Source organism: uncultured Cohaesibacter sp. (assembly GCF_963556055.3).
In the GTDB taxonomy this organism is placed as follows: Bacteria; Pseudomonadota; Alphaproteobacteria; order Rhizobiales; family Cohaesibacteraceae; genus Cohaesibacter.
Map to the genome: position 1 here is coordinate 351,223 of NZ_CAUVYE020000012.1, position 26,847 is coordinate 378,069.

At 53.7% G+C, this 26,847-nt stretch carries 27 protein-coding genes and 1 tRNA gene; 17 read left to right on the plus strand and 11 right to left on the minus strand.

The window, feature by feature from the left end:
- Nucleotides 1–6 precede the first annotated feature (6 nt).
- The 5 genes from rsxC to ACHZB8_RS08090 are packed head-to-tail and all read left to right on the plus strand — an operon-like array spanning nucleotide 7 to nucleotide 4,331.
- Nucleotides 7–1,545 (plus strand): electron transport complex subunit RsxC, encoded by a 1,539-nt coding sequence (gene rsxC, locus ACHZB8_RS08070; protein WP_316859739.1) that lies wholly within the window; start codon nucleotides 7–9, stop codon nucleotides 1,543–1,545.
- Nucleotides 1,542–2,633: an RnfABCDGE type electron transport complex subunit D gene (locus tag ACHZB8_RS08075; protein WP_316859740.1), complete on the plus strand. Its 1,092-nt coding sequence runs from the start codon at nucleotides 1,542–1,544 to the stop codon at nucleotides 2,631–2,633. Before rsxC ends, ACHZB8_RS08075 begins: the two co-directional genes overlap by 4 nt.
- The gene (locus ACHZB8_RS08080; protein ID WP_316859741.1) at nucleotides 2,630–3,358 is read left to right on the plus strand and encodes an RnfABCDGE type electron transport complex subunit G; all 729 of its coding nucleotides are present in this window, start codon (nucleotides 2,630–2,632) and stop codon (nucleotides 3,356–3,358) included. Before ACHZB8_RS08075 ends, ACHZB8_RS08080 begins: the two co-directional genes overlap by 4 nt.
- Nucleotides 3,355–4,068, plus strand: a complete 714-nt coding sequence (locus ACHZB8_RS08085; protein ID WP_316859742.1) for an electron transport complex subunit E — start codon at nucleotides 3,355–3,357, stop codon at nucleotides 4,066–4,068. Before ACHZB8_RS08080 ends, ACHZB8_RS08085 begins: the two co-directional genes overlap by 4 nt.
- On the plus strand, nucleotides 4,065–4,331 hold the full coding sequence (locus ACHZB8_RS08090; protein ID WP_316859743.1) for an RnfH family protein: 267 nt from the start codon (nucleotides 4,065–4,067) through the stop codon (nucleotides 4,329–4,331). The genes ACHZB8_RS08085 and ACHZB8_RS08090 overlap by 4 nt, the downstream gene beginning before the upstream one ends.
- A gap of 65 nt (nucleotides 4,332–4,396) precedes the next feature.
- Here ACHZB8_RS08090 and ACHZB8_RS08095 read toward each other — a convergent pair whose 3' ends face one another.
- Nucleotides 4,397–5,611: an alpha-D-ribose 1-methylphosphonate 5-triphosphate diphosphatase gene (locus ACHZB8_RS08095; RefSeq protein ID WP_316859744.1), complete on the minus strand. Its 1,215-nt coding sequence runs from the start codon at nucleotides 5,609–5,611 to the stop codon at nucleotides 4,397–4,399.
- 331 nt (nucleotides 5,612–5,942) lie between these two features.
- Here ACHZB8_RS08095 and gph point away from each other — a divergent pair, with 331 nt between their 5' ends.
- Nucleotides 5,943–6,602: a phosphoglycolate phosphatase gene (gene gph, locus ACHZB8_RS08100; RefSeq protein WP_316859745.1), complete on the plus strand. Its 660-nt coding sequence runs from the start codon at nucleotides 5,943–5,945 to the stop codon at nucleotides 6,600–6,602.
- Between the two features lie 121 nt (nucleotides 6,603–6,723).
- Here gph and ACHZB8_RS08105 read toward each other — a convergent pair whose 3' ends face one another.
- Entirely contained in the window at nucleotides 6,724–8,325 is a 1,602-nt protein-coding gene (locus tag ACHZB8_RS08105; protein WP_316859746.1) for an MBL fold metallo-hydrolase, read from the minus strand.
- 276 nt (nucleotides 8,326–8,601) lie between these two features.
- Between ACHZB8_RS08105 and ACHZB8_RS08110 the strand changes: the two genes are divergently transcribed.
- Nucleotides 8,602–9,324, plus strand: coding sequence for a TIGR00730 family Rossman fold protein (locus tag ACHZB8_RS08110; RefSeq protein ID WP_316859747.1), 723 nt, complete (start codon nucleotides 8,602–8,604; stop codon nucleotides 9,322–9,324).
- An 82-nt stretch (nucleotides 9,325–9,406) separates the two neighbouring features.
- On the opposite strand, the gene ACHZB8_RS08115 is transcribed toward ACHZB8_RS08110, so the two are convergent.
- The 6 genes from ACHZB8_RS08115 to ACHZB8_RS08140 form a co-directional block, all read right to left on the minus strand.
- Nucleotides 9,407–9,892, minus strand: a complete 486-nt coding sequence (locus ACHZB8_RS08115) for a hypothetical protein (protein ID WP_316859748.1) — start codon at nucleotides 9,890–9,892, stop codon at nucleotides 9,407–9,409.
- A gap of 222 nt (nucleotides 9,893–10,114) precedes the next feature.
- Complete coding sequence (locus ACHZB8_RS08120; RefSeq protein WP_316859749.1) at nucleotides 10,115–11,491, minus strand: DUF2793 domain-containing protein; 1,377 nt, start codon at nucleotides 11,489–11,491, stop codon at nucleotides 10,115–10,117.
- A 197-nt stretch (nucleotides 11,492–11,688) separates the two neighbouring features.
- Nucleotides 11,689–12,723 (minus strand): ferrochelatase, encoded by a 1,035-nt coding sequence (gene hemH, locus ACHZB8_RS08125; protein WP_316859750.1) that lies wholly within the window; start codon nucleotides 12,721–12,723, stop codon nucleotides 11,689–11,691.
- Between the two features lie 196 nt (nucleotides 12,724–12,919).
- The gene (locus ACHZB8_RS08130; protein ID WP_316859751.1) at nucleotides 12,920–13,438 is read right to left on the minus strand and encodes a GNAT family N-acetyltransferase; all 519 of its coding nucleotides are present in this window, start codon (nucleotides 13,436–13,438) and stop codon (nucleotides 12,920–12,922) included.
- A 12-nt stretch (nucleotides 13,439–13,450) separates the two neighbouring features.
- On the minus strand, nucleotides 13,451–14,179 hold the full coding sequence (locus tag ACHZB8_RS08135; protein ID WP_316859752.1) for an RlmE family RNA methyltransferase: 729 nt from the start codon (nucleotides 14,177–14,179) through the stop codon (nucleotides 13,451–13,453).
- A 123-nt stretch (nucleotides 14,180–14,302) separates the two neighbouring features.
- Nucleotides 14,303–16,294 carry an exopolyphosphatase gene (locus ACHZB8_RS08140; protein ID WP_394706145.1) on the minus strand — a complete coding sequence of 664 codons (1,992 nt, stop codon included), beginning with the start codon at nucleotides 16,292–16,294 and terminating at the stop codon, nucleotides 14,303–14,305.
- A gap of 394 nt (nucleotides 16,295–16,688) precedes the next feature.
- Between ACHZB8_RS08140 and ACHZB8_RS08145 the strand changes: the two genes are divergently transcribed.
- The 10 genes from ACHZB8_RS08145 (at nucleotide 16,689) to ACHZB8_RS08190 (ending at nucleotide 23,487) form a co-directional block, all read left to right on the plus strand.
- Nucleotides 16,689–16,762, plus strand: a tRNA-Gln gene (locus ACHZB8_RS08145).
- 85 nt (nucleotides 16,763–16,847) lie between these two features.
- Entirely contained in the window at nucleotides 16,848–17,981 is a 1,134-nt protein-coding gene (locus ACHZB8_RS08150; protein WP_316859753.1) for a site-specific integrase, read from the plus strand.
- Nucleotides 17,982–18,064: 83 nt separating this feature from the next.
- Nucleotides 18,065–18,373, plus strand: coding sequence for a helix-turn-helix transcriptional regulator (locus ACHZB8_RS08155; RefSeq protein WP_316859754.1), 309 nt, complete (start codon nucleotides 18,065–18,067; stop codon nucleotides 18,371–18,373).
- Nucleotides 18,370–19,599, plus strand: a complete 1,230-nt coding sequence (locus tag ACHZB8_RS08160) for a type II toxin-antitoxin system HipA family toxin (protein ID WP_316859755.1) — start codon at nucleotides 18,370–18,372, stop codon at nucleotides 19,597–19,599. Before ACHZB8_RS08155 ends, ACHZB8_RS08160 begins: the two co-directional genes overlap by 4 nt.
- 75 nt (nucleotides 19,600–19,674) lie before the next feature.
- Nucleotides 19,675–20,988 carry a MobA/MobL family protein gene (locus ACHZB8_RS08165; RefSeq protein WP_316859756.1) on the plus strand — a complete coding sequence of 438 codons (1,314 nt, stop codon included), beginning with the start codon at nucleotides 19,675–19,677 and terminating at the stop codon, nucleotides 20,986–20,988.
- Nucleotides 20,989–21,034: 46 nt separating this feature from the next.
- Nucleotides 21,035–21,238, plus strand: a complete 204-nt coding sequence (locus ACHZB8_RS08170; protein ID WP_316859757.1) for a hypothetical protein — start codon at nucleotides 21,035–21,037, stop codon at nucleotides 21,236–21,238.
- Between the two features lie 64 nt (nucleotides 21,239–21,302).
- Nucleotides 21,303–21,554, plus strand: a complete 252-nt coding sequence (locus ACHZB8_RS08175; RefSeq protein ID WP_316859758.1) for a hypothetical protein — start codon at nucleotides 21,303–21,305, stop codon at nucleotides 21,552–21,554.
- 154 nt (nucleotides 21,555–21,708) lie between these two features.
- The gene (locus ACHZB8_RS08180; protein WP_316859759.1) at nucleotides 21,709–22,218 is read left to right on the plus strand and encodes a hypothetical protein; all 510 of its coding nucleotides are present in this window, start codon (nucleotides 21,709–21,711) and stop codon (nucleotides 22,216–22,218) included.
- A 68-nt stretch (nucleotides 22,219–22,286) separates the two neighbouring features.
- Nucleotides 22,287–22,766, plus strand: a complete 480-nt coding sequence (locus tag ACHZB8_RS08185) for a hypothetical protein (protein ID WP_316859760.1) — start codon at nucleotides 22,287–22,289, stop codon at nucleotides 22,764–22,766.
- Nucleotides 22,747–23,487 carry a hypothetical protein gene (locus ACHZB8_RS08190; RefSeq protein WP_316859761.1) on the plus strand — a complete coding sequence of 247 codons (741 nt, stop codon included), beginning with the start codon at nucleotides 22,747–22,749 and terminating at the stop codon, nucleotides 23,485–23,487. The genes ACHZB8_RS08185 and ACHZB8_RS08190 overlap by 20 nt, the downstream gene beginning before the upstream one ends.
- Here the strand turns inward: ACHZB8_RS08190 and ACHZB8_RS08195 are convergent.
- The 3 genes from ACHZB8_RS08195 to ACHZB8_RS08205 form a co-directional block, all read right to left on the minus strand.
- Nucleotides 23,444–24,358: a M48 family metalloprotease gene (locus tag ACHZB8_RS08195; RefSeq protein ID WP_316859762.1), complete on the minus strand. Its 915-nt coding sequence runs from the start codon at nucleotides 24,356–24,358 to the stop codon at nucleotides 23,444–23,446. The two genes, ACHZB8_RS08190 and ACHZB8_RS08195, sit on opposite strands and share 44 nt — an antisense overlap.
- A 35-nt stretch (nucleotides 24,359–24,393) precedes the next feature.
- The gene (locus ACHZB8_RS08200) at nucleotides 24,394–25,965 is read right to left on the minus strand and encodes a type IV secretory system conjugative DNA transfer family protein (protein ID WP_316859763.1); all 1,572 of its coding nucleotides are present in this window, start codon (nucleotides 25,963–25,965) and stop codon (nucleotides 24,394–24,396) included.
- A 430-nt stretch (nucleotides 25,966–26,395) separates the two neighbouring features.
- Nucleotides 26,396–26,581: a hypothetical protein gene (locus ACHZB8_RS08205; RefSeq protein ID WP_316859764.1), complete on the minus strand. Its 186-nt coding sequence runs from the start codon at nucleotides 26,579–26,581 to the stop codon at nucleotides 26,396–26,398.
- Nucleotides 26,582–26,847: the final 266 nt, after the last annotated feature.

Genomic DNA, 26,847 nt, shown 5'->3' on the forward strand with positions numbered 1-26,847 from the left:
GATCTGATGAAACTTTTCAAGATAAAAGGGGGTGTTCACCCCAAGGGACGCAAGGAGTTGGCGGCTGAAAAGCCGATTGCCCCGATCCCTCTGCCGAGCCTTTTGCGCATTCCCTTGCAACAGCATATCGGTGCCCCGGCAACGGCGATTGTCGAGAAAGGCGATCTGGTCAAGAAAGGCCAGTTGCTGGCGGTCTCACGCGGGGCTGTTTCTGCGGCCATTCATGCGCCGACTTCCGGCAAGATCATCGCAATCGGCCGTTTCATCGCCCCCCATGCCTCGGGGCTGCCTGCCCCAACCATCACCTTGCGCCCCGATGGCAAGGATGAATGGGCAGATATTCCCCCTCCCCTTGATCCGTTCGCATGCGAACCCGAAGAGATTGCTACGCGTGTAGCCGCTTCGGGCATTGTCGGCATGGGGGGAGCGACCTTCCCCTCGGCAGTCAAGCTCAATCTGCGCAACCGCAATGCGCTGCATACACTGGTGATCAACGCGGCGGAGTGCGAACCATATCTGACTTGCGATGATCGCCTGATGCAGGAAAGGACCGCCGAGGTGCTCGACGGGGTTGCCATCATCTGTCATGCACTCGGCGTTTCAAAAGCCATTGTGGCTATTGAAAAGAACAAACCGCAGGCTTATGAGGCTCTAAAGACGGACGTCAAAACTCAATCCCGCTTTGACATTCAGATCGTTCAGGTGCCGACACGCTATCCGATGGGATCGGAAAAGCACCTGGTCCAGGCCCTCACCGGCAAGGAAACGCCAGCTCGTGCGTTAACCGCCGACATCGGCATTGTGGTACATAATGTGGCCACCGCTCATGCCATTCAACAGGCCGTTCGCCATGGGCGTCCGCTGATTTCAAGGGTCGTGACAGTCAGCGGCGAAATGATGTCCCAAAGGGGCAATTTCGAAGTCCCGATCGGCACACCGATTTCCCACTTGATCGAACAATGTGGTGGCTTTATCGGGGAACCGGACCGTCTTCTGCTCGGCGGCCCGATGATGGGGCAGCCTGTTTCGAGCCAACGTGCGCCCATTGTCAAGGGTGTCAATGGCGTTCTGGCGCTTGGCAAAAAAGAGACCCCCGCAAGGCAGAGCATGCCCTGCATTCGCTGCACATCCTGCGTATCGGCCTGCCCGTGCGGACTCGTGCCATACGAAATGGCCGCAAGGATCCGGGCTGATGATCTGGAGGGTGCCGTCGAGATCGGTCTGCTTGATTGCATCGCCTGCGGATCCTGTGCCTTTGTCTGCCCGGCGACCATCCCGCTGGTGCAATATTTCAATTTTGCCAAGGGGAGCCTGACCGCCAAACAACGGGTGGCCCACAAGCAGGAAGAAACCAAACGCCTCATTCAGATTCGCGATGCCCGCATGGAGAAGATCAAGCGGGAAAAACAGGAAGCCATGGCTCGCATGAAAGCAGAACGCGAAGCCAAGAAACGGCAAAAGGAATTGGAAGAAGCAGCAAAAGCGGCACAAGAGGACGGGCAGTCTGAAGACTGTTCAGAAGAACAAGCAAGGGCAAAAGCATGAGCAGCATCGATATTCCCTCAGGTCCCTATTCCCACTCGGGGGCCAGCATCCCCCGGACCATGGGACTGGTTCTGGTAGCCCTCCTGCCCTCGACGATATTCGGCTTCGTCGTCTTTGGCTGGCCCGCGATCTTTCTGTTTCTGACAACCGTCCTGACCGCCATGGCTGCCGAAGCCTTGAGCCTTAAAATGTCCGGCAAGCCCATAGCGCCATTCCTGTTTGACGGTTCGGGGATCCTGACAGGCTGGCTGCTCGCCATGACCTTGCCCCCCTGGTCACCCTGGTGGATCGGCGCGGTCGGTTCCGTGGTTGCGATCATGCTTGCCAAACATGCCTTTGGCGGATTGGGACAGAATGTTTTCAATCCGGCGATGGTGGCAAGAACGGTTCTGTTGATTTCCTTTCCCATCCAGATGACCCAGTTTCTGGGGCCCCAGCCGATTTTTGGCGCAGATGCGCCGGGCTTGTTGCAAGGCCTTGGCATAACCTTTGGCGGCCATCCCGAGATTGACGCCCTTACCAGCGCATCGTTACTCGGCTCAATCAAGACCCAGTTGGGACAGGGCGAAGTGTTGCAGCAAATTCTCTCGCGCGAGTTCGACCTCAAATCCATGGCGATTGGGCTCGCCCCAGGATCGATGGGGGAAACATCGGCCCTGCTGGCACTCGTGGGCGGTCTGTTTCTGCTGGTCACCCGCGTCATCAGCTGGCACATTCCGGTTGCCATGGCTGGCGCAATGATTGTTCTTTCTGGCCTGTTTCATGCCATGGATCCGGGCCAATATGCGAGCCCGCTTGTGCATCTGGTGTCCGGCACCTTCGTTTTTGCCGCCTTCTTCATCGCGACCGATTATGTAACCGCACCGGGAACACCGGTCGGCAAGCTCATTTTCGGAGCCGGTGTCGGCACCCTCACATTCGTTATCCGCAGTTGGGCGGCCTATCCGGAAGGCGTTGCCTTTGCCATTCTATTGATGAATTCGACCGTGCCGCTAATCGATACCTATATCAAGCCGCGCATCTATGGCCGCACCAGAAAAGGCGACCCGATCCAGTACAAAGATGCCGAACAGGGAGATGCAGGATGAGCGAGACCGAGTTGAATGCGGACGAGCTGTCAGGCCCTGACGACGCGTCAGGTCTTTGTCGGAAGATGACCAAGTCTCTCGCCGATTTCCATACCAGATTTCACGCCAATCCGCTCTATCTGGCAATCCTTTTGGGTGGCTTCTCGCTGATTTGCGCACTGCTTCTTTCCTCGAGCCATCTGGCGACGCTCGATCCTATTGCCCAGCGCCAAAAGGAGGATCTGCAAAACTCTCTGGCGCTGGTCATACCGGCAGCACTGCATGACAATGATCTCATCAAGGACTCCTTCCTGCTCAAGGACAAGGACGGAGCGGAAAAGCGGGTTTATGCCGCCTACAAGGATGGTCGGTTTGAAGCGGTCGCCTATCAGGTTCAGGGGATTGGCTATGGCGGCCCGATCCTTGCTCTGCTCGGAGTAGACCGAAGCGGAAAAATTCTGGGTGTGCAGGTGTTGCAGCATTCCGAAACACCTGGACTTGGCGACCGCATCGAAGCCAACCGATCCGACTGGCTCAGCCAGTTTACCGGCTTGTCCCTCATCACTCCGGGGCGCGCGCAATGGAAAGTTAAGAAAGACGGGGGCCGCTTTGACCAATTGTCCGGCGCCACGATCACCCCGCGCACCGTCGTGCAATCGATCCTCGGCGGCCTCGATTTTTTCGAAGCGCACCGTGAGACACTGCTCAATTGTCCAAAAGGAAACTGCGAAGGAGCCGGTTCATGAGCAAAGGCTATCTTGACATCACGCTTGAAGGGCTCTGGACCAACACGATCCTGTTCTCCCAGACTCTGGCCCTGTGCCCGATGCTGGCGGTAACAGGGACAGCAACCAACGGCCTTGGGCTTGGGCTTGCGACCACGGTCGTTCTGGTCGCTTCGGGTTTGCTCATCTCACTGCTTCGCAGTGTCATCGAGCCGGAAATCCGTATTCCGGCCTATGTGTTGATCATTGCGGCGCTGGTGACAATTGTCGATCTCTATATGAACGCCTATATGCATGATCTATACAAGATCCTTGGGCTGTTCATCCCGCTGATCGTTACCAACTGCGCCATCCTTGGACGGGCCGAAAGCTTTGCCTCCAAGGCCAGAATCCTGCCTTCCATGCTTGACGGGCTGATGATGGGTGTCGGTTTCACATTCGCTCTGGTTCTGCTCGGATCGGTGCGCGAGATTCTTGGCTCCGGCACGCTTTTCTCAGGTGCTTCGCTTTTGCTCGGGCCTGCTTTCAGCTTTCTGGAAGTGGAGGTCATTCCCGACTATTCGGGCTTCCTGATTTTCATTTTGCCACCGGGGGGCTTCATCATGCTCAGTCTCATTCTGGTCGGCAAACGCATCATCGACAACCAGTTTGAGAAGGCCAGGTCCGAACCAGAGGGACAGTTGGCTGCATCAGCCCCCAAACAAATCACCATTTCGGAGCCATCAGCATGAATATCGGGGTCGCCTATGTCACACCCACGCACAAGGTCTGGCTGCGCATGGAAATGCCGGATGGATGCACGATAGGGGAAGCCATCGAAAGATCTGGCGTGCTGGAGCAATTCCCCGACATCGATCTTGAAGCGCAAAAAGTCGGTATTTTCGGGCGGATCGCCAAGCTCGACAAGGTGCTTGAGGATGGGGACCGTGTCGAGATCTACCGGCCGATTACCGCCGACCCCGAGCTTGTCGAAAGGCGCGATCAGGAAGACTAGGAAGAACGGGCAAAGTTCTCTCCCTCTGGCGCAATCTCAGCTGTGGGAACCAGAAAGCCCAAAGCTCAATGGGCAGGATTTGCGACATAGGCCGGGCGACCGGCTACCCATGTTCTGCGGACTGCCGGAACATGCCCCTCGGGCCAGCCCACCAGCACGAGATCGGCCCGTTTGCCGATCATGATGTCACCGCGATCCGCCAGCTTCATTGCCTTTGCAGGATTGCTTGACACGAGCTTCCAGAGAGACAGGCGATCAGCACGCTGCTCTTCATCCAGCCGGGCCACGGCGGCCAGCATGGCGGGATAATAATAGTCCGACGCGAGAATGTCACAAAGCCCTGCCTCAACCATGTCGCCGGCTCGGGGTGAAGCTCCCATGTGGCTGCCGCCCCTCACCGCATTGGGTGCCCCGAACACAACCTTGTCGCCCCGCTCCTGCGCCACCGCAGCAACGGAAACCGACATGGGAAATTCGGCAATATTGGCCCCCTTCTTGCGGTAGAAATCACGGGTCTCGTCTTGCGTATCATCGTGACTGAGCATCGGAACATCGTGCTCCCGTCCCAGTCGGGCCACTTCGTCAATTGCTTCAATGACCCTTGGACGCATCGACCACCGTTCCCTGATCAGCCGCGCATAGTCACCGGCGTCAAGTCCGGACCGCTTTGCAATCGGCTCAATCCGCGTTACAAAATCAGCGCTTTGTATGTCGGCCAGAGGAAAGTGACCCGAATAGGGAAAGGGTCGACGCTGGGCCGGGATCTCAGGATCCGCCACGCACATGGAGGTGTGATCGTTAAACGCAAGAGCGGGGCGCACGGGACCTTCGAGCACCTCCTTTATGAGATCCACCCCCTCAAGGCAAAAGGTCTCCCATCGCAGCTGAACCCGGTTCTCGATGGTCAATCGGGGACCCCATTGATCAAGGGCCCTAATCATTGCTCGCGCCTGCTCTACACTGCGCAGACCGGGCTCCCAGCTGATGGTCAGGGCATGATAGGCCGTTGCGATGCCATTTGCCGCCAATTGCCGATCCGTTTCCATGAGAGCCGCTTCCATGGGAAAAAAGACCTTGGGACGCGGCATCAACTGTCTTTCGAAAGCATCTCCATGCACATCAACAAGCGCGGGGGCCAGAATGCGCCCCCTGCCATCGATTTCTTCTCCCTTCACGGCACCACCAATATCCGAGATCATCCCGGCCGATACCGTTACAGTCGTTTCGGCGATCTGATCAGGCAAATAAACGGTCGCGCCCGTAATCGTGAAATCACTCATGGGATAACATCCTCGGCGGCAATGGAAGCCTTATTCAACAAGGGAAAGTCTTGGGAAACTCACTCGGCACAAGAAAACCGCGTGTTCCATGTCAGGAAGATTACAAATAGGTCAGAAGTTGATTTTTTGCCCGACAATAACAAAAAACAAATGCTATATTCCTCATCATGACACGTTTTTCGTGAAATCATCTGGCCAGCGTCGTCGAGCAGATTGTATCCCAGGCAAAGGAGGAGTAAGGCTTGTCCGACATCTGGCCTTAGAGATCGGCAAGACGCCAAGAGACCCCGCACCGCTCCTTCCCAACGAAGCCACTCAAGGACAATTCAAAATGAAAGCAGTTCTATTCGACCTAGATGGCACGCTCATCGACAGTGTGCCAGATCTCCACAAGACGGCAAATCGGTTGTTGGCTGCCCATGATTGTCCGTTGATTGATCTCGCTTCGGTCCGTTCCTTTGTTGGCAATGGTATTCCGGTTCTGGTGCAGAAGATCTGCAATGCTGGCGGGCTTCATCTTGATGGCTGCAACAACGACGAAGTCAACGAGGAATATCTCGCTTTCTATGATCAGGTTCTGGAAGAAAAGACCACATTGCCCTATCCGGGCGTGGTCGAGTGCCTGCAAAATCTTCTCGACATGGGACTTGACCTCGGGCTTTGCACGAACAAACCCGAGGAACCGACTTATGTGATCATGAAGGATCTCGGTTTTGACACCTTTTTCAAGACCGTGGTTGGCGGAGATACCCTGCCACAGAGAAAGCCTTCGCCAGAGCCCCTGCTCAAGGCGCTGGGTGAGCATGCGCGTCAGGATTGCCTGTTTGTCGGTGACAGTGAAGTGGATGCGGCAACGGCCAAGGCCGCCGGCGTTCCCTGCGCACTCTATACCGAGGGATATCGAAAGACATCACTTCAGAACCTGCCACATGATTTCAGCTTCTCGGACTATGCCAAACTTACCCGCTATGTCGAGGCCTCGCTGAAATAGGCATCCATTTTGAAACAACACACTTCAGCCACACAACACACTTCGAGAAGGTGCACTCCGAGCTTCTGGCTCATTTTGTGAGTGCACCCGCAAGTCACGGATCAGGCACTTTTCAAACCTGTCAGGCGTCCTGTTGCTGCTCAAGGGCCCGTTTGATACGGCGAGCCAATGCGCGGCGAGATTTCTCGTCGGCCAGTTGGTCAAACGCTGCCTTGAGGTCGATCTGCAATTCGGCAAACTCGTTATGAGCATCCCAGCTGGCAACATCGCGGGTCTGGATGCGGTGCTTGATATTGGGTGCAAATTCCGGTCGTCCGCTGGTGGTCAATTCAACTTCGTCATCGATTGCAGGAATATTGATCAACCCGTCCGGAAGGCCTGCCTTGATGAGCTCATCCCTCAAGGCTTCGGCGGATTGCTGTTCCCCATGACACAGATAGAGGCCGTGTCGAATGGGCTGCCGTTCCATGATCCATTCGACAAGCTCATTACTGTCCGCATGACCGGAATAGGTTTCGATCTGTCGAACCTTACCGCGAATACTGATCTCTTCGCCGTGAATACGAACCTTTGTCGCGCCATTAAGCAACAGGCGCCCGAGCGAGCCTTCTGCCTGATAACCGACCAGCAGCAGAGTGGTATTGCTGCGCCACATATGGTTCTTGATGTGATGGCGAATACGCCCGGCGTCACACATGCCACTGCCAGCCATGATGATGGCACCCGACTTGATCCGGTTGAGGCTTTTGCTCTCCTCGACGCTTTCGGTGAAATGAATGCGTGACGTATCAAGCTTGTCTACGAAACTCTCGACATCTTCCAGCGCGGAGGCATGCTTGACAAAGACCTCGGTTGCCTTGATGGCCAGAGGACTATCGAGAAAGATGGGAATTTCCCTCAATTGGCCAGTATGCTGAAGAATCAGCATGTCGGCCAGAAGCTCTTGCGTTCGCTCGACAGCGAAGGATGGAATAAGCAACAGCCCGTTATCGTTGAGAGCCAATTCAATTTCGTTGAGCAGGATTTGCCGCTTTTTCTCTGGCGTCACGTCCTCGCGATTGCGGCCGCCATAGGTGCTCTCGGAAATGACATAATCATAATCGCTGGACGCTGCCGGATCCGGGTAGAAGAGTTTGTGGTCAGGACCGATGTCGCCAGAGAAGAGAACTCGTGTGGCTTTCTCATCAGGATCATCGGAGGGGATTTCAAGGGCGATGGAGGCCGAGCCCAGAATATGGCCAGCATTCCAGTATTTTGCGCGAATACCCTCGATATTGATCCATTCTTCAAGATTAACCGAATTAAAGTTAACCTGACAGGCCTCGGCATCCTTCTGGGTATAGATTGGTTCGATAAGAGGCTTGCCCCGGCGTGCATTGCGCCGGTTCAGGTTCATCACATCCATCTCCTGGATATGACCGCTGTCCGGCAACATTGCAGCCAGCAAATCCTTTGTCGGTTCAGTCATATAGACCTGGCCTTTAAAGCCTTGCTTGAAAAGTTTTGGAAGCAGTCCCGAATGGTCGATATGAGCGTGGGTCAGCAGAACGAAGTCAATTGCTGTCGGATCGAAAGGAAAGCCGTCATAGTTAAGGGAACGCACGGTCTTCGTGCCCTGAAACATGCCGCAATCGACCAGAAAGCGATGGCCTGCTGTCTCAACATAATAGCAGGACCCCGTTACGATTCCCGCCGCACCACAAAACTTGATTCGAACACTCATATCTCCGCTTCCTTCCGCCTTCTGGTCTTTTGCGCAGTTTCAATCAACTGATGAAAATACTGCCGTTTGACAAACCACCCATAGACCCATCCTTTCAAGATGCGTTAGGAATGCAACAAGTCTTTGCATGAATTATGTCAAAAGGAGCAGAAAAGGTCTTCATTTTGACATATCGTCTGTTTTTTAATGTCACCTGCGGCTGCCTTGTCCTGTTTGTGAAACAATCAAAAAGTGAAATTACCGATGCAATCAAACCGACCCCGTCCCGATCGTCCAATGAACAATGAAGTGCTCGCTTATGAAGATGTCAACTTCCTGCGCCGCGAAGAGCTGCGCGGGGCTCGCCTTGAACTGGAATTCACCAAGGCCGACCTTGGCATGCGCGATCATGGCATTGTCTCTACGGTCGTTGTCTTTGGCAGTGCCCGCATGCCGGAGGATCATCCCTTCTACTTGCAGGCGCGGGAGTTTGGCCGCATCGTCTCTGAACGCGGCGGGGCTCTCAGCCCGGTTGACGGAAACCACTGCAATGTCATCTGCACTGGCGGAGGTCCGGGCATCATGGAAGCGGCCAACCGCGGGGCGCATGATGCTGGGGCACTGAATATCGGTCTCAATATCGTCCTTCCTCATGAGCAGCATATCAACCATTATGTCACGCCGACCCTGAGTTTCGAGTTCCAGTATTTCGCCCTGCGCAAGATGCATTTTGCGATGCGCGCCAATGCGCTTGTGGCCTTCCCCGGTGGGTTTGGAACGCTCGACGAGCTGTACGACATCCTGACGCTCAAGCAAACCGGCAAGGTTGACGGCATGCCGATCATTCTTCATGGCAAGGAGTTTTGGGAAAATCTGATCAATTTCGACACACTGATCAAACACGGGACCATCTCGCCCGATGATGTAAACCATTTCATCATCGTCGACGATCCGGAAGAAGCATGGGAAGTCATGATCAATCATGGTCTTCTGAGCAAACGCCCCGGCAAAGTGGTGTAGACCGGACAGAATGATCAAGGGCTTTCCCCGCTCTCATATAGAATGAAACAGCGAAAGCCCTTGACGTGCTAGGAAACTTTGGTCAGTCCGGCCAGCGGTCATCCTCATTGATCGGATCAACAGCATCACCAGCGTCGATGATATTGGTCACGGCTTCCTCAACTGAAGCGAAATAGGCGTAGGCCTGCTTGATCAGGCCAAGCGTTGCCGTGCTCTCTTCAGAGGGCGTTTCACTCATGGCAAGCGCCAGATTATAGGCATCGATACAATCCCGATAATCACTTTTGGCGCTGGCCAATCCTGCATCGGTCGCATCATAGCTTTTGTCGTTGATGGCCAACGCGTTGATTGCAGCGATCTTCAATGTGAGCGCATAGGTCCTGATATCTGCTTCAGAAAGTCCGGGCGCACTATAGGCGTCCGGCTCTGGTGCTCCATCCGCAACCCATTGTTGCCAGACGCGTCCGCCGCCAGCAGGGCCACCGGTCTCGAGATTCCAAGGCACAATTGCCCCGTCGCTTCGTTTCACTGCGCTTAGATCATTGTCCAAAAATTGATATGTGTTCATGGCTTAAAGCTCCGCATCGGCTTCGTAAACGCCCAGAAGCGCTCTGTAACTACCAGTACTGGAAATAACCAGTCGATGGACAAACGCACTCGTGGAAGCACTTATCGCACCATGCGTACAGTTTGAATAGGTTGGATCCGTTAGAATGGAAGCGGTTGGCTCCGCTCTCATTCTTGTATGAAAGCTCGCAATCGGCCCTTGCTTGCCTCCACCAGCTGGTCCCTACAAATAGGCAAGTCCCTGGTCGTCGGTATATCCACGCCAATAGTATCTCTGACATTCAGACACAGTATCTTCTGGCGAACGACGTTCAAACGGATCATCATCCCCGCTTGCGTTCCCCTCAACGAAACTCATATGAACAATGTCGTAAGTGTCGGCCTGCCGTGGTGTCAGCACCCAGGCCAGAGCGAGATAATCGTCGCCATTGGAGCCGTAAGTCATGCCGGAAACGGACGGCACGTCAAAGAGTGCTGATCGCGCCATGCCGTCCGCGTCATAGATGGTTGCAACATCCAGACTTGTCGCTGCCGTGGTGACTTCGCTTGAGGGAGAGCCGCCGGTGCCAAAATTCTGCACCACTTCTGCCGCAAGCGTTTCGCTGCCCGATGGTCCATAGAAATAGCCCCGCGCCGTGGCTGTCATCTCTGCCAGTTTTTGCACATATTCCACCCGCTGTTCTATGCGAATGGTGCCGCTGGTTGGAGCCGTGTCAAAGGCCAGTTGCATCTTGTATCTTGGATTGCCGGGAAAGTTGGTTGATCCCGGCGTTGCGTCACTTTGATAGACCGTCACAGACTGATCGGTATCGTTGGTCACCAACCAGCGGTCAAGCGTATAGGCCGAACTGCCCGCAGCAATCGTAAAGCTTGTTCCCCTTTGCGAGACGTCAAAATCGCCGTTGATCAGGTAGTTTTTCGGCACGCCGCCACCAATTGAGGAATTGGGGAAAGTGACCGCACCGCTGTCCTTGTCAATCGAGATCCCTTCAAACCAGTTGGAGCCGTCCGGGCTCACCTTGAAAGAAAAGCTGTCTTCGCCTGCAAGGCCCATTTCGGCCCGGCCTGACCAGTCTGTCTGAAACAGCAATGAAGCGGTATCCGTGTCCGCTGCCTTGTTGATCTTAAGCTGGCTATCGCCGGTTCCAGGTGTCACGTCATCATGGCTAAACAGAACGGCGTCCGACTTGACCGACAGGCGATTGGTCTCATCGGCTGAGGTGTTGACGCCCCATGTGCTGACACCGCTTTCCACGACATAGTCGGAGAACAGCACCCAGCCCTCAGCGCCATAGGTCAGAATGGCCTCTTCATCTTCGGCCCAGGCTATCCAACCGACCGTTGGAACGAATTGGGTCCAGACCCCGTCAAGATAGGCTGCAAGGCTATCGTCCCAGCCTTCCCAATCATCGCTTCCGCCTTCCGCCACGATATAGCGGTCGCCCTCTGACGGCTCCTCTGGCGGGGCTGTCAAATGCCGGTCTTTCACTGAAAGCTGGACAAGGGCGTCAAGCATGCGCAGGGCTTCATTATGCGTTACATGCTTCTGGTTCTGACTTGCCGCGATATAGGGCAAGGATAGTATTGCAGTCTGTTCCATGGCTCCACCATTTGCTGCCATGGAGCCATGAGCCGACCAATGCCAGCGCAGGCTCCACAGTTATTGATGCTGGAAACCATTATGCTGTGCCGCCCCGACGAGGCGATTAGGAGAGGAGCACCCTATTAATGCCCTCACCTAACACAGTGCCAGGACGTGTTAGGAGCGTGTCCCGGCGCCGCATTGAGGGTGTTTTCCTACACCCAACCCTGCAATTCATTGAGAGTAAGTTTGGTCAACATATCCATACCCTCGTCGCTATCATTGAGGCATGGGAGATGCGCAAATTGCATCCCGCCATGCTCCATGAAGATCTCGCGGTTCTCTCCGTCGATCTCTTCCAGAGTTTCAAGACAATCGGACGAGAAACCGGGATTGAAGATGGCGATACGCTTGACACCGCTATTGGCGAGCCCCTCGACAGTCTTGTCGGTATAGGGTTGCAGCCATTCTTCCGGGCCGAAACGAGACTGGAAAGTCGTGCGCATATACTCGGTGCTCCAACCCATTGCCTCACGGATAAGGCGCGAGCTTTTCATGCAATGACAGTGATAGGGATCACCATTGTCGAAATAGCGTTGCGGTATGCCGTGATAGGAAGCCAGAATGACCTCAGGCTCGAAATCGAGTTTGGCGAGGCTGTTCTTAAGCGAGATAGAAAGCGCCTCGATATAGGCCGGATCATCATGATAGGGCGGCAGAGTGCGCAGGGCCGGTTGCCAGCGCATCTTTTGCAAAACCTCGAACACCACATCATTGACGGTCGCGGTGGTGGCTGCCGCATATTGCGGATAAAGAGGCAGAACGAGAAGACGTTCGCAGCCCTTCGCGAAGAGGGTTTCAACCTTCGACTTGATGGAGGGATTGCCATAACGCATGGCATAATCCACCTCGACAGGACGGGCCAGATCCATCCTTGACAAACGTTCCGTCAGCTTTTCTGCCTGACTTCTTGTAAAGGTCAGCAATGGACCTTCGTTCTTCTCGTAGTTCCAGATTTCTTCATAAGCCTTGCCGGACTTTTGCGGACGGGTTTGCAGGATGATCCCGTTGAGAATGGGCCACCATTTCCATTTCGGCTCTTCTATTACACGCACATCGGACAGAAATTCCTTGAGGTAGCGCCGCATGGATTTGTAATCGGTACCGTCCGGTGTACCCAGATTGACGAGCAATATCCCGACTTTACCAAAAGCGACTTGAGGGTGATTTTCAGGCCAATGTGTTTGCATGATTTGGTCCTCTTCACGAATTCTGGTCAAAAATGGCTATCTGTCTGGTCTTTTCGGGCAGCCAGCTAAAGAGAGACCCGTTTTTAGCAATTTGCCGACAGTCTCGCACCCCGATTTTCGGCCAATACATGAATTTCTGGAAATGGAAAGCGTTAACATCGCAAGTTTCTACGAGGAAAGCTCGAGAGCGGTTCACTCATTTGTCGTCGCTTGACCGACAATTCTGGAAAATCGTCGATACCGGTGCCTGCATGATCATGGCCGGAAGGGTCTTGTTTTCAAACAATTGGTAAGGCTCGTCGGCGATCTCGCGGAAGCCGAGCTTCTTATAGAAGGCCATCGCCCCCTTGCTTGCTTTGAGAACACTGACTTCTACCGGGAAATCGGGATTGATCCCGTCGATCACGTGACATAAAAATCGTGTACCCAGTCCATGCCGTTGCAACTCTGGAGCAACATAGAAGCCCCAGACATAGATGTGATTGCTCACCACTTTCCTGATGATGCTCGCAACAATCCGGTTTTCATCGTAACAGGCGAAGGCTTCTTCGCCATCTCCGGGCAACAGAAAACCGACATCGTCCTTGATGGTGTGTTCGACCAACGCTTTGGCCAGATCTGCCCCTATCTCATCGGTGTAGGTCTCGATCCAGCATCTTTCCAGGAAATCCCGAAGGTCCTGATGCCGGTCCTGATGAAGTGGCGCGATATCCATATGCGTTCCGGTCTATTCTTCCGCGTCGTCGTCCCTGCCGCGAAACCCTTTGGCGAAAACATACATTTCGGGGCTTTCCTTGCGGCTTGCCGGTGGCTTGATATGGGAAATGCTCTGATAGTCCCGCTTCATGTCGGCCAGCATTTCATGCTCCGTACCACCCTTGAAGACCTTTGAGAGGAAGACGCCTCCGGGTCTCAGATTTTCCTTTGCAAACAGGGCTGCAACTTCGAACAGATGCACGGTTCTCAGATGATCCGTCTGCTGGTGACCGGTTGTCGGTGCAGCCATGTCGGACAGGACAATATCGGGCGGATGGCCCCCCAAGGCATCAAGCAGCATTTGCGGCGCGTCGTCATCGAGAAAATCCTTCAGGAGCACCGTAACACCGGGGAGAGGATCCATGCCCAGATAGTCGATCCCGACGACGAGCGGATTGTCGCTATTGGAATGCACCCTGCGTGCTGCAATGTCGCACCATCCCCCCGGAGCGCAGCCGAGATCGACCACCCGCATACCGGGTTTAAGAAACTGGAATCTGTCATCCATTTCAATGAGCTTGAATGTCGAGCGTGACCGGAAGCCTTCTTTCTTTGCGCGCTGGACATAGGGGTCATTCAACTGGCGCTGTAGCCAGCGGGTCGAGGAGCTTTTGCGACCACGAGCGGTCTTCACTCTTACTTTCTCGGTGCGGTGGCCGCGGCTGCCGCGTCCTTCCCCACCATCGGATCTTTTTGCCATCCGTTGCGCTCCGGTTGCTTTGGGCGATCAGTTTTCCGCCCTGATATATCATTCTTCGGCTTGGTCGGCCACTCTTGGCACATCACTCGGCCTTCAGGTATTGCTCGGTTGTGAGTGTTTGGATCAACTGGCCGGTTTGCGCCCCTGTCCACCGCGATGGCCGCGACTTCCCCTGCGACGGGACCGTCGTTTCTTGCCCGATGCGCTTTTGCTGCCTTGATCACCATTGCTCTTTTGCGTGCGCGGAGCCCAGACACCATCGTCGATCATCATTTCCATCAGGATGCCTTCCCTGAGGCCACGGTCAGCCACGCGCAATTGCGAGCATGGCCACTCCCTGTGAAAGGCTTCCAGAATGGCGCAACCGGCAAGCACAAGATCGGCACGATCTTCACCGATACAAGGATTTTTCATGCGCTCTTCGAAATCCATGCTCAGAACGCGACCGATCATGGCACGCAATTCGAGCGCTGATAGCCAGGTTCCGTCAACCTGACGACGATCATAGCGCTCAAGGCCAAGATGAACACCAGCAAGCGTGGTGACAGTGCCCGAGGTACCCAGCATATGGATATGCTTGGTCTCGATTGCCTTTGCCAGCGCTTTACGCTCCTCGAAATGATCAAGCATGCCCCGCACTTCGTTGACCATGGTTTCGAACCGCTCCTTGGTGACCAGTCGTCCGCCATGCTTTTCCGACAGGGTGACCACGCCGACCTGAAGCGACGTCCAGCAGCGGATGCGCTCGGACATCTGCCTCATGGCCCGCCTTGCCTGCCGGTTCTTTTTCTCGCCCGGCTGGCTTTGATTTTCCTCATTAAGGGGATCAAGATCGAGCCAGACAATCTCGGAAGACCCGCCGCCAATATCGAACAGGACAACGCCATCAGCCTCTGGATGGACCAGCGAAGCGCACCCGGCAACGGCGAGTCGGGCCTCGGTTTCCCGATCCACGATCTCAAGCTTGAGGCCGGTTTCCCGGTAAACACGATTGAGGAAGGCCGCTCCGTTGGACGCCCTGCGGCATGCTTCCGTTGCGATCAGGCGAAAGCGCTTGACGGACCGGTAGGAAAGCTTTGACTGGCATACCTTCAGCGCAGCTATGGCGCGGTCCTGGGCATCCGCGCTGAGGTTACCCGATTGGGACAATCCTTCGCCCAATCGCACAATACGGGAAAAGGCATCAACGACCTGAAAGCTCTGCCCCTGTGGTTCGGCAATCAAAAGGCGGCAATTGTTTGTTCCAAGATCAAGCGCCGCATAGGCCCCGTGTTTTCTGTCGCCCGTTCGTTCAGGGCGAGCTGCCGGTCTTGATCCCTGTTGCGCCCCGTTGGCTCGAGCAGACGGTTTTGCTGGCCTTGAGTTCGAAGACCGGTTTCCACTGCCTTGAGCGTCGCTTTCCCTATGGGCGGGTGATCTCTCATGCGATCTGTTTCTTGACCGTTTTCGCTCGGTTGCCTCTCCCGCGTCCGATGCCCCCGCATGCTTTTGATCTGCCTTGATAGCAACACCAGCGTTCGAGTCCGTCTGCAAGACGCCTTGAGATGTCGACTCTCCATTCTGCCCGCCGGCCTTGCGCCTGTGACGCTGACCGCGACGCGCGCGCCTTTTCTCGTCATGTTTTTGATGATGGGCGCGATCATCGTCGGTGTGCTGCGCGGCACGGGATGAAGGCTCGCGATCTCCTTTTGTGCCTTGCTGCTCAGACACAAATCTCCCGTTCAGTGGAGCATTTCCGTCTGCTCCGCTGGTTTGCCTTTCTTTCGAAAGTGCTGTCTGGCTCGTCGCATTCACATCTGGTGAAGATGCATTATTCTTCCTGCGTCGAGAGCGCGACCGGCGCCGTTTTCGACCTTGCTGCTGACCATTGGCGTCATCCGCCCCCTTGCGGACGGACTGCCCCTGTGTTGATGATTCGGACCGTTCGCTGGCAGACATTTGAGGGACTCCCCCCTTGTCTGCACTCTTGTCTTCCCTCGCATCGACAGGTTTGGCGTGTGCATTATCCCTGACATTGCTGCCAGAAGAGCCGGAGTCCCCGCCTCTGTCGCGCACGCGCCTTGGACCAGCAGATGAACGGCTCCCCTCCTGGGTGCCGCCACCGTCCTGTGCCAATATCTATCTCCCGCTGCGCTGCAAACATGAGGACAAATCATGGCGCGCAACCTATGATTCAATCATTTTGTCTCGTTCAGTTTAGCAGCATGAGGCTAAAGGGCAAGCCGTGAAATCACCTTTCGCCATTTTGACGAAAGCCCATGCGGCTGCCTCGGCCCCAAACTCGTCGATGCCATTCGGAATGGGTCAAGGATCTGGCTCGTCCCTTTCAAGCAGAAAAGCAAATTTGAAACCGGTGCTGTGGGAAAAAAGAAAAAAGTCGCGACTGTCACGGCTTTTTCAAAATTGGCCCCTTGACGCCTTTGGCGCGCAGGGATAGAAACCCCGCACGACGTTTTTCAACGGCGTTCTACCGATTTCTTAAAACACTGGCGCAAGCCATTGTTCCTGCTGGGGATTAGTTTAATGGTAGAACAGCGGACTCTGACTCCGTCGGTCCTGGTTCGAGTCCAGGATCCCCAGCCAATAATTTCAATAGCTTAGACCTCCTTACTTTCGCCCTAATGATCTCGCACACTACACACACACTTTTCAGAGGAGTGTGTGAGAGATGGAAGCGCATACGATACTTGGCGGAAAGGTTAGACTCTATAAACGCCCTCGCAGTAAAGCGTGGCAGTGTTCAGCCTACTATGATGGGAAGGAATGGCGGGTCAGTTCTCGGCAAGAACAACTTGATCAAGCCACTAAATTTGCCGAAGACTGGTATTTAGAGCTACGTGGCAAAATCCGTTCTGGCGATATCAAGGCAGAAAAAACCTTTGCTGATGCAGCCCAAACTTTCATCAAAGAGTATACCGCCATTACAGCAGGGGAACGGAATGCTCGTTACGTTGAAAACCATGCTGGCCGCTTAAGAAACTACCTCTTACCCTTTTTCGGCAAAAAAGGCCTGTCCGAGGTTACTCCAGGCCTCGTGCAGGAGTACCGCATTGAACGGCTGACTCCGAACAAGGATGGCAAGGTGCCAGCCCGCAGCACTCTCAATCAAGAAATTGTAGTTCTCCGGCAGGTCATGAAAACAGCTCAACGCTATGGGTGGTTACAGCATCTACCAGATTTCTCAGCGCCCTATAAAACCTCCCAGAAAATAACCCACCGAGCTTGGTTCTCACCAGAGGATTATAAGAAGCTCTACACTGCAACCCGCAAAAACGCACAGGAAGCCCAAGGCAAAAAATGGCAGTGGGCTGCCGAACAGATGCACGATTATGTGCTGTTCATGGCCAATACTGGTCTACGCCCTGACGAGGCCAACAATCTGCAATACCGCGACGTCTCCATTGAAAAAGAAGATGGCCAAACCATTCTAGTAATTGAAGTGCGTGGCAAGCGTGGCGTTGGCTACTGTAAAAGCACGCCCGGTGCAGTCCATCCCTTCCAGCGCATGAAAAAGCGCAACAAACCACAGAATACTGACCTACTATTTCCAGCTTATCATCGTAAAGGCTTTAATCGAGTGTTGGAAGATGAAGGGCTAAAATTTGATCGCGAAGGCAATCGCCGCACCGCGTACAGCCTCCGCCACACCTATATTTGCCTCCGGTTGTTGGAAGGGGCAGATATCTATCAGATCGCCAAGAACTGCCGAACCAGCGTGGAAATGATTGAAAAGCACTATGCGGCGCATATTAAAACCAGCTTGGATGCATCTGCTATTAACGTACGCAGAAAGCGGACATAAGCCTGTCAGGCTTATTTATTGCGGTTTTTCAAAAGTAATTGTATAGTATCATTAGAGATCAATATTGGAATTTAACTAATACAATGATATCACTTTTGACAGTTCCGAAAGCTCAAGATCGACTGCGCGAGCATCTGAAGGCTCGGCGGTTACTATTGGGTTTCACGCAAGAAGGCCTTGCCAACCGAGCAGGCGTTAGCCTGCCAACTTTGCGTAAGTTCGAGCAGAAAGGTGTGATCTCGCTAGAGTCTTTCCTGAAGCTCTCCATGGTACTCAATGCTCTAGAACCGCTCGTTGCGGCATTGGAACCCAAGCAGGAAGAATTCTCTTCGATTGACGATGTGTTGTCTAACAAGAAATCAAAACCACGCAAAACTGGGTGGCGTTCATGAGTTACACCCCTGTTTCCGAAATTAAAGTCGGCCTACAGTTTACCGATAAGGCCATTCCTGTGGGACGCTTGGCGACAAGGGACCGCAAAATCTATTTTGAATTTGCCCCTGAATTCTTAGACACCGGCCTCTCAATCTCACCCTTTTACCTTCCGCTTACCCCGGGCTTAAAAACATTTGAATCGTCATTGTTCCAAGGCCTGCCTGGCGTGTTCAATGACAGCTTGCCAGATGGCTGGGGACGTTTGCTCGTAGATCGTACCATGCGTCAACAGGGGATCCTCCCCGAGCAGCTTTCTCCGCTCGATAGGTTAGCCCATGTCGGGCATTCAGGGATGGGGGCTCTTGTCTACGAACCGGATATAGGCATTGACGACGCACCCACCATTCTGGACCTCGATCAACTGGCAACCCAAGCAGCAGACGTTCTCAATGGCGAAGCCGAAGATGTTCTGGCCGAGCTACTTGCCTTGAATGGGTCATCCGCCGGAGCACGCCCGAAGGCAGTTATTGGCGTCAGCAGCGACACTAAGTCAATCAGTCATGGCCGCCTCCCCCTACCCGCTGGACACACCCCTTGGCTGGTCAAATTTGCAAACAGCCTCGATGGGGTAGATTCAGGTGCGATTGAATTTGTTTACGCGCTTATTGCGAAAGAGGCTGGATTGGCTATGCCAGAAACACATCTCTTTCCCGCACAAAACGGACCTGGCTATTTTGCCGTCAAGCGCTTTGACCGAGAAGACAATCGCCGAATTCACGTTCACAGCGCATGCGGCCTCCTGCACGCGGACTTTAGAACCCCAAGTCTCGATTACGAACAACTGCTCGCATTGACCGAGCGATTAACCCGAGATGTCCGCGAAGTTGAAAAAATGTTTCGACTAGCAGTCTTTAACGTACTGTCCCACAACAGGGACGACCACTCGAAAAACTTCTCGTTCTTGATGGATGAACAAGGCGAGTGGAAATTATCTCCAGCCTATGACCTAACTTTTTCCTCTGGCCCCAATGGTGAACAAAGCACGATGGTGATGGGAGAAGGCCGAGTTCCGACTACAGACCATCTGGTTGCTCTTGGCGAGGCAGCAGGCCTAAACGCTAAAGACATCAACCTGACAATAGACCAAGTAAAAACAGCACTCAGTCAGTGGGACAAACTTGCCAGTGAATATGACGTATCAAAATCCAACATAGACCTTATCCGCACGCGACTTCAGACCTAAATCAGCAACCAGGCTTGACAATCAACAGTTGATAGGGCGAACTTTCGCTAGTCACCCTCAAACTCGCGCTATGTTATGTCTGGGAATAGCTCAACATCCGACGAACCGAATGTCACTTGGGAAAGCATTCACTGCCATGCGGATAATATCTCTCGCAAAAAAGGGCATAGTTCCGTGGCAGCGGCAGCCTATAACACCCGCGCCCGCCTCAAAGATCAACTAACAGGCAAGACCCACCGCTATACCCGTAAACAGTCAGATATCGTGCTCTCAGGCATCCTTGCACGAGAGGGTGCACCAGCCTGGGCCACCGACCGGGAGGCGTTCTGGAACCGCGTGGAGGCCGCTGAGAACCGTAAAGATGCGCGCGTCGCCAAAACTATTGAAGTCGCGCTTCCGCGTGGGGTAGCTAAAGCGCACTGGCAAAGCCTGATCGAAGAGTTTGTGGCCCCGTATGTCGCCAAGGGATTAGTCGTTGACTATTCCATCCATGACAACGGCACCGGACATAACCCCCATTGCCATATCTTGTTGCCAACACGTCCACTATCAGGCGATGGCTTTACTAGCCATAAACTCACTGAACTCAATGCAAAGCGCTTCATTTATGACGTGCGTGAAGCTTGGGCGACGGTCTGTAACAAGTTTCTCAAAGCCGCAGGCTCAAGCGTACGCCTGGATCACCGCAGTTTGAAAGCGCGCGGGATAGCCCGTCCGCCAACCCGCCATCGTGGCAAACAGCCCCGCATTCAAGAACCCCAGCCCCAGGTGCTAAGACAGGAGCAATCAGATATGGCCAAACGCCCCACCTTCTATGACAAACGTGATTACCCTCTCCTCACGGAACGGGAGGATTGGCCGCCGCAGTTCCGTACTCCCAGTCAGGACATGAGCGAGGAAGAACGAGCAGAACTTGCCGAGTACTGGCAAAAGCAGGATCAAGACCGGGATCACCAGCAAGACGCTGAGCATGAGCAGGTGTGGGGCGAACCCGCAGAGAACGACCACCAACAACAACTGGACGAGCAGGAGATTTTGGAGCGCAAGGCCCGCTCCCTGCCGATGTCCCGCGAAGAGCAAATGTGGTTGGATGACGTCCAACGGGATGAGCCGGAAAAACTGGAACTCACCGAGCAGCAGATTATTCAGGAGCGTGTGAGCGAGATTAAAGCGCAAGAGCAAAAAATTGATCCTGCTGATCTGGATGCTCAATATCACGAGACAATGCAAAAGCAGCGAGACCGCGTGCTCAATTACACAGCGAGCGAACGCCAGCGCATAGCCGAGGCACGCCTCCATTCAGATGCGGCTGAAAACCGCGTCCGTGATGAAATCCTCCAAGAGAGGATCGATGCCCATCATCATCGGTTAGAACAAATGCCCCAATGATGAACGCTGGGAGCATTTAGGTCGCCTGTCCCGCGCTGAAGATCAGTTGACCGACAGCGAACGGCACCAATTGGAACAAGCTGCCGAAGTCGCCCGCTATGAAAATGACCAAAGCATCTACAATCTGGCCCGTGAGCAAATCCATAAGGACAAAATCGAACAGCTCAAGCTTCAGGACGAGCAGCTCCGCAAGGCCGAGTTGGAGCGCCAGTACCGCGAGCGAGAGCAAGAGGATATCTGGGATCGCTGAATTTTGTTGACGCAAACGTCAATTGGTCAAATAATTTTCCCAGAACAAAATACTGGGTACTTATTTGAAACAACCAAGCGCCAAATATCGGCTATCAGATCAAGAATGGACTATTGAATGCGGCAAAGCCTTTGAGCAATACCAGCAGTTTACCAACGGGCTTAAAGCCAAAGGCGTGCATATTGATGCCTTTGCCGATGTGGTCCTCAAAGAAGCGCTGCAAAGCTATTATTTTGGCTATGGCGCAGAAGAGACCGCTAAAATGATCAAACAGTTTTGCGACCGCGTTGGGATGTCACCAGACCTGCTTGCGTAGCAAGGCACCCCTTAGCGACAAATTGGCGTTAAGCGCCCTCTTTGTGCTGGTGCAATTCCCCACGTCAACTATCCCTGATTGCCAGATCGCCTTCTAGGTTGCATAGTGGCTGTATTCGCCTGCTAGCTACCATTTCTGTTTGGAGGGCTTTCGTATGCTCCGCCTTCTGGCTGTTTGCCTAACGCTACTAATCACTCAATCTGCCGAAGCGAAATGGCTTTATCATAAAGATGTTGCCGGGGCATTTGCTCAGGGTAATGGTGTTACAAATCGCATTTTAGTCAATTGTCTAGGTGGACCTCTTCATGTCAGCTTCCAAGTGAACAAGCAGAAGTGGGGCAGCGGTCAGCATACCGTCTCTTACGTCTTTGATGACCAGTCTACTATTTCCTTTCGCCACCATGCCAAAGACGATCAAGGCATGCGCTTCTATATTGGCTTAGGGTTTGACCGCAGGTTTTTAGAGCACTTATCACGTAAGAACAGCGTCGAGATCAGAATTGATGGCAAACGGATGATGACCGTGCCACTAAGCGGCTCATCAAAAGCGATCAAAGCCACTTTGAAAACCTGCAAAAATCGCCTCGCTAACCTTTCCAATAAGGACCTGGCCAAACACGAGCAGTTCAAATCACTGCCGCGCCCGCAACCAAGCCAAAGGTGACAGAACCACAAACCGAACCGCCAGTGCAAGCGGCATCGCCCGTTCCAGCTTCTGCTAATGAGAGTAAGATGCTGGAACGGATACCGCCTACCCCCGGCCAGGAGTGGGAGCTCAGCAAAGCCTTCAAGAATACCGCCCTCGTCTGCAACGATAGCCACGCCAATATCGACTGCTTTGGCCTCACCTGTTTGGAAGGTGGGTTGCGTACCGTGATTGCTGCGACAGGTGGCACGGCTCCTAACAAGTTCTATCGCGGGGTGACGGTTGACGACCAGCCCAAGCAATGTGTCCGCTTTGTAGGCTACTACAGCGACAAGATTTCTTACTTTGCCAAAGGCGGGGATCGGCTGAGCAAAGACTTTGTCGATATGCTCCTTGCTGGGTCAACCGCTTGGATCTCCTCGGATAGCAAAGCCTTTGGCTATTCCTTGAAAGGCTCCAGCGCCGCTATCAAAGCCCTAGCGCGCAAATGTGGCATCAACCTCACCCAACTCCCAACCAAGAGCTATACGACCTGTTCACACCGTCGTGAAGAAGAAAACCTTTGAAGTCGGCACCCTGCGCTGGGCCACAGATGTGCTGGGCGAAGACTGGCAGCAGATATCACCAAAGCTCAGTTCAATTAAGCAGATTGATATCGACCTGAACAGCAGCTCCAAAGACTATTTGGTCAAACTCGGCGGTAGCCACTATTGCGGGGCCAGCACCTGCCCATTCTACATCATTCAACACTTTGCCAATAAAGGTTATAAAACGGACAACCTCATTGCACTCAATGGCGTTGCCGCTTCCAGCGCCCGCGTCATCGATAAATACCATGAACACACCAAGGTGCTCGAGCTATGTACCAACCAAGGCTGTTCAGATTGGGTTTTTGACAAAAGCAAGCTCAGCTACAAGCATTCCCCGAACTGGCAGCAAAAGCAGGAGCAAAAGCACCTTGAGGCCAAGCGCGCCAAGGCTGCACAAGAACGCCGTAGAAAACAACAACTGGCCCAGCAACAGCGTCAACGACAATTGGCCTATCAGCGGCGCAACAGCTACCAACAGCAGCTCTTTCAGCCATTCTATAGCCAGCCCCGGCAACGCTCAGTTTTCGAGCGCCTATCATCTGCCAATCCCATTGAACTGCTATTTAGCGCGCTGATTTTCTATCCGTTCCTCATGGCCTTTGTGACCCTCCATAAAGAGCGCCAGAATCGAGCAGATTGGGCCAAAGCCGAAGCTAGTCAGCAGGTGCAAGCTCCGGTGCCGCAACTGGAAACCTAATCGGTAGCCGATAGATATACTCTCGGTTCTCAAGCGCTTCAATCCGGCGTGGCAATGGCGGATGGGTGCGAAACAAGCCGTTTGCCTCAGCGCGGAACATGAGATTAGCAAAACGCTTTTGTTGCTTGGCCGGTTTGGCGTGATCATCCATAATCGCCTGGAGCGCTCCGATCATATCGGCTGGGCTGACCAGCACAGCCCCCACCGCATCCGCATAAAATTCCCGTTTGCGCGACAGGCGCAAAATTTCAACCTCTGAAATAAAACTGAACACCCAGCGTGCAATAAACTTCAGTTTCCTGAAGATCAGGAACCACGTCAGCGCCGTTTGGATACCATAGGCCATCGTCATGCGATGCATGTCCCGATTGGCCACATGCGCCAGCTCATGGGCCATGACGGCCATAAACTGTTCGCCCGTCAGCTTAGCAATACTGCCCCGCGAAAAGGCCACCAACGCATTCTCCTTTGATGTCCCGCAGGCAAAGGCATTGATGTCATCGCTTTCGAAAAAGCCAACATACTTGATGGGTGGGAGGTCCAACTGACCGCACATGCTATGCACGCGCTGGACAATATCGTGATCTGGTTCCAACAACCGGACCCCCATTGCGCCAGCCATCGTACCCGATCCACCAGCAGCAACATTGGCAAAGAACCAACCGCCGATAATGGCCCAAATAGGAATGGCGACAATACCGATGGAAATCATGACTGCCGCTTGCGCAAAAATACCTGGAAACAACAAGAATGCCAGCGGGCCTGTGGTCGCAAACAAGGCTCCAAGTAGGAAGAAAAAGACTCCGATTATCATGCCCACAATAGCGCCAAGAATGAGAATGCTGACTGTGGTGGTGATGGGATTGTGCAACCGAGCCGGATCAAGCTCAACGTCGGGCAGTTCTGCTAGCTTTTCCATTCGAGGCCACACCGATCCTTCACCGCGCGATCCAAATGCCACGGGGTCAACTTAGCCTTGGCTCGCAATCCACCCCGGAAGAACACCAGCCCTCTGCGGGGCTTGCTCAGATCAAAGGACGCCATATAGCGTTCCACCTGATCCGGCGTCATCAACGCAATCTTCTGATAGGAATACTTTTCATCAATGGTATAGGACGTTGCGCTGCCACCGATCGACGTGGTGCCGCTGGTGGGATCGGCTACTGCTTCTGTTTTGAACCCTAGATACTCAGAGATGTAGGCGGCGGTTTCCTTATCATCCGTACCAAAGAACGTTTTAACTTCCACTTGCAGGAAGGATTGCCAATTTTCAGGATAACGGTGCCTGAGCGTGGCCAGATCCTGCAAAAAGAACCACAGGCGCACCCCAGCACTGGCATGGGTGCGCAAGGCATCGACAAACTTGTCTGAACGATCTAACGCCAAGAACTCATCCAGCACGAACAACACCGGAATTTCCGGCTTGATGCGGTTATCCAGCATCGCGTTCAGCGCTGCCGCAAACACAATTTGCACGAAGGTGGAGTACGGCGCTAGATCGTTAAATGGCAACACCAAATAAACCGTCGCAGGTCGATCCTTGAGACTGGTGAACGTAAAATCAGATTTTGAGGTGACGTCTCGCAGCGCTTGGGTATCCCACATCTGCATATATTGATTGATACTATCCAGCATCCGCGAACGCCCATCCTCGCTTTTAGACTCTACATTACGGGCCGCATTGCGAATACTGGCAGGCATGTCGTTGGCTTTCATTTCCCGCAGCAACTGCCAGAATGCGCCGTCGATATTGGCGGTAATATCGCGCATGGTGCCAATCGAGCGATCTTTGCCATCCTTATACAGCGCGAAATACTCAATCACTCCGGCCAAAAAACCAATGGCCTCATTATCAAAAAAGCGCTGTTTTGAATCCTCCGAACGGGGATAGAGCATTTCCGCCATTTCACGGGCAGAGCGATCATCCTTGACCATATCCAGCGGATTAAAGCTGTTGCTACCTGTGCCCAAACTAGGCACCGCGAACGGATTGATTTTGAAAATGGGGCCGACATTCTCCTTGCGCCACTTTGCCGTGGCTTCTGCCAGTTCGCCCTTCGGGTCCAGCACCACCGCTGAGCCTTTGTAACGCAACAGGTTCGGAATAATTTGTACCGTACTTTTACCTGTGCGGGTTGGCGCAAGGGTCAGCAGATGGCTTTCACCATTCCAATACAGCGGTTCGCCTGTTTCTTCATGGTGCCCGAAAAACAGACTGCCCACCGTATCGCCCCCGGCCCCAACCAGCCCTGCGGTATCGAGTTCGGCCTGTGAGGCAAAATGGGCATCCCCATGAATGGCAGGCGGGTTCTCAATGAGCTCTTGTTTCTTCTTCAGCGCGGCTTGGGCGTGGTTGGCTGCATGGACAATGGCTTCGGCCTGTTCTTTGTTACCAGCCTTATAGGCAGTAACCGCATTAGCAATGGTGATCGGATCATAGCCCTCAGCCTCCAGCCCGCCGCTTAAACATCCAAGCACCAGCGCTGTTGCCTATAGCTATCCCGGCCTTAGCGCTTTTAATCATCGTGCCAAAGCTATCGGTTGGATCAAACGGATTGTTGCCCATAATGCCCCCGAAAACTGGTCTATTTCGCCTTCAAACTATAGCCAACCCGCCACAAAAAAGAAGAGCTGACGTGCAGTTTGTCCTGTTTTCAACCTGTAAGAATGGCGGATATTGGTTCTCAAACCCGTTAAAAGCGCACTTACATGTTGCCCGACCTGTACATGTTCAGATGAACACGTCCTCGGTCCCAGCAACATTACCGTGTTTGCAGGACTCTTAGAGAGCCCACAAACAACGGAAGCGCGGCAGGGGGATACCCCCTGCACCCCACGCCGTGCCAACTGGCTAATACTGAAAAACACCTCCAACAAAAAAGGGCAGAAATATTCTGCCCCATCGACTTTAGCAGTCGCTCCGAAACTCGACCTTGCGCATGAACTTAATATGTTCACGCATTGAATGTGCAAAGCCGTAGCAAAAACCACCAACGAACATGACGGTTTGCACCAACAGTCCCAGAGCCATCAGGCCAAAAAATACGAAATTAACGGCCCAAACGGCATTGGCAATAGTGTCCAAAGTGAACATCAGATTTTTCCTTTAAAACGGGATTGAAGTTGTTCACTTATGGAAGCTGGTTCATGAGCCAGCTGACAGTCCTAGAAGCCGAACGGCTCCGACCCTTAAAAAATCCCGAACGGGATTGCTCTTTCTTGTCAGGGAAGCCCGCAGGGGCTGAGCGACAATACTTCCCCTCCCCGTATGCGGAACATGGTTGAGCAAGCTCCTGAACAGGGGTTGCGGTTTCGTTCTGTCTGACAGCTCATTTATTCCGGCAGCACGTTTCCTGCGGC

Coding starts and splice junctions, on each gene's coding strand:
- ACHZB8_RS08135 (WP_316859752.1), bottom strand. CDS start 14,179: ATGGCAAAAAGATCCGATGGTGGGGAAGGACGCGGCAGCCGCGGCCAC.
- ACHZB8_RS08155 (WP_316859754.1), top strand. CDS start 18,065: ATGATATCACTTTTGACAGTTCCGAAAGCTCAAGATCGACTGCGCGAG.
- ACHZB8_RS08180 (WP_316859759.1), top strand. CDS start 21,709: ATGCTCCGCCTTCTGGCTGTTTGCCTAACGCTACTAATCACTCAATCT.
- ACHZB8_RS08115 (WP_316859748.1), bottom strand. CDS start 9,892: ATGAACACATATCAATTTTTGGACAATGATCTAAGCGCAGTGAAACGA.
- hemH (WP_316859750.1), bottom strand. CDS start 12,723: ATGCAAACACATTGGCCTGAAAATCACCCTCAAGTCGCTTTTGGTAAA.
- ACHZB8_RS08130 (WP_316859751.1), bottom strand. CDS start 13,438: ATGGATATCGCGCCACTTCATCAGGACCGGCATCAGGACCTTCGGGAT.
- ACHZB8_RS08090 (WP_316859743.1), top strand. CDS start 4,065: ATGAATATCGGGGTCGCCTATGTCACACCCACGCACAAGGTCTGGCTG.
- ACHZB8_RS08075 (WP_316859740.1), top strand. CDS start 1,542: ATGAGCAGCATCGATATTCCCTCAGGTCCCTATTCCCACTCGGGGGCC.
- ACHZB8_RS08095 (WP_316859744.1), bottom strand. CDS start 5,611: ATGAGTGATTTCACGATTACGGGCGCGACCGTTTATTTGCCTGATCAG.
- ACHZB8_RS08150 (WP_316859753.1), top strand. CDS start 16,848: ATGGAAGCGCATACGATACTTGGCGGAAAGGTTAGACTCTATAAACGC.
- gph (WP_316859745.1), top strand. CDS start 5,943: ATGAAAGCAGTTCTATTCGACCTAGATGGCACGCTCATCGACAGTGTG.
- ACHZB8_RS08165 (WP_316859756.1), top strand. CDS start 19,675: ATGTCTGGGAATAGCTCAACATCCGACGAACCGAATGTCACTTGGGAA.
- ACHZB8_RS08185 (WP_316859760.1), top strand. CDS start 22,287: ATGCTGGAACGGATACCGCCTACCCCCGGCCAGGAGTGGGAGCTCAGC.
- ACHZB8_RS08110 (WP_316859747.1), top strand. CDS start 8,602: ATGAACAATGAAGTGCTCGCTTATGAAGATGTCAACTTCCTGCGCCGC.
- ACHZB8_RS08205 (WP_316859764.1), bottom strand. CDS start 26,581: ATGTTCACTTTGGACACTATTGCCAATGCCGTTTGGGCCGTTAATTTC.
- ACHZB8_RS08105 (WP_316859746.1), bottom strand. CDS start 8,325: ATGAGTGTTCGAATCAAGTTTTGTGGTGCGGCGGGAATCGTAACGGGG.
- ACHZB8_RS08080 (WP_316859741.1), top strand. CDS start 2,630: ATGAGCGAGACCGAGTTGAATGCGGACGAGCTGTCAGGCCCTGACGAC.
- ACHZB8_RS08120 (WP_316859749.1), bottom strand. CDS start 11,491: ATGGAACAGACTGCAATACTATCCTTGCCCTATATCGCGGCAAGTCAG.
- ACHZB8_RS08085 (WP_316859742.1), top strand. CDS start 3,355: ATGAGCAAAGGCTATCTTGACATCACGCTTGAAGGGCTCTGGACCAAC.
- rsxC (WP_316859739.1), top strand. CDS start 7: ATGAAACTTTTCAAGATAAAAGGGGGTGTTCACCCCAAGGGACGCAAG.
- ACHZB8_RS08160 (WP_316859755.1), top strand. CDS start 18,370: ATGAGTTACACCCCTGTTTCCGAAATTAAAGTCGGCCTACAGTTTACC.